The sequence below is a fragment of the Thermodesulfobium sp. genome (assembly GCF_053498235.1).
This window is the reverse complement of sequence record NZ_JBRCUV010000053.1, coordinates 1-5,641: the sequence shown is the minus strand read 5'-3', so window position 1 is coordinate 5,641 and position 5,641 is coordinate 1. Positions and strand designations below refer to the sequence as shown.

Annotated in this window: 4 protein-coding genes; 2 read left to right on the top strand and 2 right to left on the bottom strand. The window is 30.7% G+C overall.

The annotated features are described in order from the left end of the window. Positions 1–112 precede the first annotated feature (112 nt). Positions 113–1,765, top strand: a complete 1,653-nt coding sequence (locus ACWIUX_RS07590; RefSeq protein ID WP_448590126.1) for a formate--tetrahydrofolate ligase — start codon at positions 113–115, stop codon at positions 1,763–1,765. 33 nt (positions 1,766–1,798) lie between these two features. Here ACWIUX_RS07590 and ACWIUX_RS07585 read toward each other — a convergent pair whose 3' ends face one another. Together ACWIUX_RS07585 and ACWIUX_RS07580 are read right to left on the bottom strand one after the other, a co-directional pair. Continuing rightward, positions 1,799–3,298, bottom strand: a complete 1,500-nt coding sequence (locus ACWIUX_RS07585) for an MFS transporter (RefSeq protein ID WP_448590125.1) — start codon at positions 3,296–3,298, stop codon at positions 1,799–1,801. Positions 3,299–3,420: 122 nt separating this feature from the next. Further along, on the bottom strand, positions 3,421–3,984 hold the full coding sequence (locus ACWIUX_RS07580) for a DUF996 domain-containing protein (protein ID WP_448590124.1): 564 nt from the start codon (positions 3,982–3,984) through the stop codon (positions 3,421–3,423). 93 nt (positions 3,985–4,077) lie between these two features. Here ACWIUX_RS07580 and ACWIUX_RS07575 point away from each other — a divergent pair, with 93 nt between their 5' ends. Beyond that, positions 4,078–5,412 carry a deoxyribodipyrimidine photo-lyase gene (locus tag ACWIUX_RS07575; RefSeq protein WP_448590123.1) on the top strand — a complete coding sequence of 445 codons (1,335 nt, stop codon included), beginning with the start codon at positions 4,078–4,080 and terminating at the stop codon, positions 5,410–5,412. Positions 5,413–5,641: the final 229 nt, after the last annotated feature.

The following is a 5,641-nucleotide window of genomic DNA, read 5'->3' as shown; positions in this document are numbered from 1 at the left end:
TTTATTTTAAAATAAAATATTCCAATAGTAAAAAAACTTTTATATATTACAAATATTTGTTAAAATTAAACTAAAATACTTTAATAAATCTATTGAAAAATAGGAGATAATTATGACAGACTATGAAATTTCAAAAAATGCAAATTTAAAAAAAATTTTTGATATTGCAAAAAAATATGAAATACCTACTGAATCGCTAAAGCCATTTGGCGATTATGTGTCAAAAGTTGATTATAGACTTTTGTATGAGTCAAAAAGTAATTTCGGTAAACTTATATTCGTTACAGGAATAACCCCTACCCCTTATGGTGAAGGTAAGACTACTACAGCTATTGGGTTGGTAGATGCCCTAAATAGATTAGGTTACAGATCTCTTGCTTCATTAAGGCAGCCATCTTTAGGTCCTATTTTTGGAATAAAAGGAGGAGCTACTGGAGGCGGGTATGCTCAGGTAGTGCCGATGGATGAAATAAATCTTCTTTTTACGGGTGATTTTCCTGCAATTGAATATGCTAATAATCTTCTTGCATCTCTTATTGATAATCATATTTATCATGGAAATCAGTTAGGCATCGATTCAAGAAAGATCAAGTTTAGAAGAGCTATGGATATGAATGATAGGTCGCTTAGAAGTATAGTTATTGGTTTGGGCGGGAGTGCTAATGGCTTTCCGCGGGAAGCAGGATTTGATATTACTGCAGCTTCTGAAGTTATGGCTATATTAGGACTATCGCTTAATATAAATGATTTAAAGAAGAAGCTAGGAAATATATTAGTTGGCTTTTCCTATGACAAGAAACCAATATACGCTAAAGATCTTTTGGCTGAAGGTGCTATGGCAGCTATACTCAGAAATGCAATTAACCCCAATTTAGTTCAGACACTTGAAAACAATCTTGTTTTTGTACATGGTGGACCATTTGCAAACATAGCTCATGGTACCTCTTCGATTTTATCAATAAAACTTGCCCTGAAATATTCTGATTATGCAGTAGTAGAAGGAGGATTTGCAACTGATTTAGGCGGAGAGAAATTCTTGGATATCATTGCTAGACTTGGAGAATTTAAGATATGTGCAGTGGTGATAGTAGCTACTACCAGAGCACTTAAATATCATGGAGGTTTGAAGTTAAATTATATTGAGGATGGCAATAAGAATCTTATTAGAGGATTGCAAAATCTTGAAAAACATATTGAAAATATGCAAACCTTTGGATTGAAGGTGGTAGTTGCTTTAAATAAATTTAGTGATGATACAGATGAAGAAATCAAAATTGTAAGAAATTTTGTAGAATCTATGGGGGTAGGGTTTGCGCTTTCTGATGTCTGGGCGAATGGTGGAAAGGGTGGAGAGGAACTTGCGAAAAAAATTATTGAGATTGAAGAAGAGAGAATTCCAAGATTTATATATAAATTAGAGCAATCTCCAAAAGAAAAGATCGAAAAAATTGCAAAGACTATATATGGTGCAAGTTCTGTAGAATACTCTCAGGAGGCAGAAGCTGATCTGAAAGATGTATCGTTAGTAGATATGGAAAACTCTTTTGTTTGTATTGCAAAAACTCCATTGTCTTTGTCTGCAGATCCAAAATTGATTGGTAGACCTGAGGATTTTAAAATTACGGTTAGAGAGGTTCGGATATCACATGGAGCTAATTTTATTGTGCCAGTACTTGGTAAAATAATGACGATGCCAGGCCTTCCGAAAGTGCCTCAAGCAGTTAAGTTTGATATACTTGAAAGCGGAGAAATTCAAGGAATTTAATAATAATTTTATGAAACTCTAAATAGTTATTGGTTATAAAAGATCTACGCTTTCAAAACTTTCTTCGACGCCTTCTCTTCTCTTTATGCTCTTTTTTGTAAACGATATGATTACAGCGATGATACATATTACTAGGAGACTAATCATTACAAATGAAAAGCTATTCATAAATGCTATTTTATAAATTGTGAAAGGAGCCTTTGATTCTATAAAATACCCATGTTGAGCAAGAGTATTTAATTTTAAAGTTGTAAATATCATACTTGATATATCTACACCAAATATAAGACCAACTGCTCTCATCATATTTAATATTCCACCTGCAACTCCAAGTTTGTCTTCAGGAGCAGAAAGCATTATTGTACTATTATTAGGTGGGGTGAAAATTCCCATTCCTAATCCCAGTATTATAAATATGATTGTGAGAAAATAAATATTAATGTTGTCGTTTAAAAAGGACAAGAAAAAGGTTGCTGTTGCACATATAATCATTCCAAGAGTGGTCATAAATCTCGAGCCAATTTTGTCAGATATAGCTCCTGCAAATGGAGCAATTAGTGCCATAGCAAGGGGGATAGGCGTTAAAATAGATCCAACAACTTCAGCATCGTAGTGCATTATATCTTCAAGATAAAATGGCATTAGAAAAAGAACTGCAAAAAGTACATAATATGACAAAAAACCCGTAATATTTCCTGTTGAAAAGTCCCAATTTTTAAAAATCCTCAAGTCTATCATGGGGTTATTAGTTTTTAATTCTCTTATTATAAATAGTGGGAATATTATAAGAGAAGCTAAAAAACAAAGAATAATTAAAGATGATGTCCAACCTACTTTTGCTCCTTGGTCAATTGCCAATACAAGAAATCCTAATCCTGTAGCACATAAAATAACTCCAAGAAAATCAATTTCGGTATCCTTTTTAAGATTATGTTTGCTGGCCGGTAATATAAATAATGCCATTAAAGTGCCAATAATACCTATTGGTACATTAATGTAAAAAACTAATCTCCAGTTTAAAAGGGAAATAAGTATACCGCTGACAAATGGACCTATAGACATTGCTATTGCTTGGACTGCTCCCTGTATTCCTATAGCTCTTCCTAATTCACTTTTAGGAAAGGATTGTGTAATAATTGCAACCGAATTTGCTTGGAGCATGCCTGCACCTATTGCTTGAAGAACTCGAGAAAATATTAAAAAATAGGCATTTGGTGAAATGCCACAAAGTGCAGAACCAATTGTAAATATAATGAATCCAATATTATACATTCTGGTTCTTCCAAACATATCGGCGAGTCTTCCAAAAAAAGGAAGAAAAACCGTTAAAGTCAGCATATAACCCATTACAACCCATTCAACCATTGACATTGGCACATCGAATCTATTTTCTATTGTTGGTGTTGCAACATTTACGATGCTTACATCTAAGGCAGACATTGTTGCTCCTATTAGAACAGTTAATAAGATAAACCATTTCCATTTTGGATTTGAAGAGAAATATGGATGGGGGAACACCATTTTTTTGGCCATATGATAGTCTCCTCTAATATTTTGTAATTCAACATTAGTATAGTAATGAGTTTATAAAAAAATATTTAATTTAAGTTTAAAGTTCGATTAATTTATTATTAGAAGTTGGTCAAATTCAAGTTTCAATAAATTTTATAATAATCTGAATCGAATACTGGTTTTTCATTTTTTCTAATTTCAATATAGTTTGACATAGTAAAGAATGCAATGGAAAGTAGAATCCATGATATAAACATTCCAATAAATCCTAAGGCTAAAATTGTTAATATTGCACTCCAAAACATTACGTCTCCTGCTGTTTTAAAAAGTTCGTTGTCTGTAAATGAAGCAATTGAAACTAAGCTCTTTCGAAAAAATACCGCAGAGGCAATTGTAAACGAATAAAAAATTATAAGGCTTAAAAATATATTTGCTCCAAAGTTCCAATGTCCTGAAAATACTGAGGCAAATGTATATAGTCCAAGGAAAAGAGAGATTACAGTTCCTAAAATTCCAATTAGAAAAGATTTTATAATATTTGAATATATTTCACCCTCATTCAAGAGTTTAGAAATATTGTGTATTGATATGATAAACATTATTACACCAATTATAAAGAAAATATAACCAATACCTGGGATTAGAGCAAATGCAATTAAGCCAGAACCTACTCCACCAAGAATCTTTTCTTTATAGAAATTTAACATTTTTGACTCCTTAAAATTTTTAAAAAGATTGTAAAATATGTTTCAATATTTTTATTATATATTGTGTTATATATTTTCAGATCGGGGGTTCTTATGAGGTTTTATAGAAGAATAGAAGAAGTTCAGGTTTTTGATAAACCTGGTAAATATATTTTGTACTGGATGCAAGGAGCTTTTAGGACAAGATACAATCACAGTCTTGAGTTTGCTAAGTATTTATCCAATGAACATTTACTTCCTCTTATGGTTTTAGTTATAGTTGATTTTTCTTATCCTGAAGGAAATTTTAGAAGTTTCAAATTTTTTCTTGAGGGTTTGAAAGACGTTTACGATGAATTAATATGCCAACAAATCGGAATAAATATAGTAATTGGAAGATTTCAAGATGTTTTGAGACCCTATATTGATAATTCAAAGATAATGGTTACTGACAAGTCTTATCTACCTACTTTGAAAAATATTAAAAATGCTATTTATGATGAAAATAAGATTACAGTTTATCAGGTTGATACCAATTTAATTTTGCCAGTAAGTATAGCTAGTCCAAAAAAAGAATATTCTGCACATACTATTAGGCCAAAAATTTTAAAACATCTTGAAGAATATTTAAATGATTTTGAAGAGGTCAGATATAAGAATAAGTTTTTAAATTCAAAGACTGAGATTAATTTAGCTAAAATAGAAAATGAATTAAAAAAACAAAATTTAATATTTGTTCCGTCAGCGCCATATATAGGTGGTTATAAAGATGCTAAGAAAAAACTTTATAATTTTATTATTAATGAAAAATTTGAAAATTATGCAAAAAGAAATAATCATCTAAATATGAACGTTGAGAGTGATCTAAGTCCTTATTTGCACTTCGGTAATATTAGCCCAATTGAGGTCTTAAATGAGTTAAAAAAAGTGAAAGGAAATGTTGAAAATTATTATTCGTTTCAAGAAGAATTGGTAATTAGGAGAGAACTAGCTCATAACTTTACTTATTACTCGAATGATTTGACAAATTTAGAAAATTTATTGCCATCTTGGGCTATTAAGACATTGTATGATCATAAAGAGGATAAAAGAGAATACGTTTATTCTTTAGAAGAATTTGAAGACGGCAAAACTCATGACGAAATTTGGAATGCGGCTCAGCGCGAGCTGAAAAATAGAGGCAAGATCCATAGTTATATAAGAATGTATTGGGGGAAAAAAATAATCGAGTGGTCAAAGAGTATTGAGGAAGCTTATAAAAATATGACTTATCTAAACAACAAATATGCTATTGATGGCAGAGATCCAAATAGTTATGCTGGCATACTCTGGTGTTTTGGTTTACACGATAGAGCTTTTAAAGAGAGAGAAATTTTTGGTAAGGTTAGGTGGATGTCAGAGAAATCTTTGATTAGAAAATTTGATTTAAATAAATATATAAAAAATTAAAAATAGATATTATAATATTTATTAGTTAATCAAATTTAATACTTAATACTTTTATGGAGGTTGCTATGATAGATATTTCTTCATACAATGCTGTTATTGAGCTTTCTCTTAAATGGGAAGCGTACAATATTTTACATGAAGATAGATATTTTATTTCTAAATTGAATCTTTGGAGAGACATTTTTCCTAAAGATTTTTATGAAAAATTAATAAATTCTAATATTGGTTC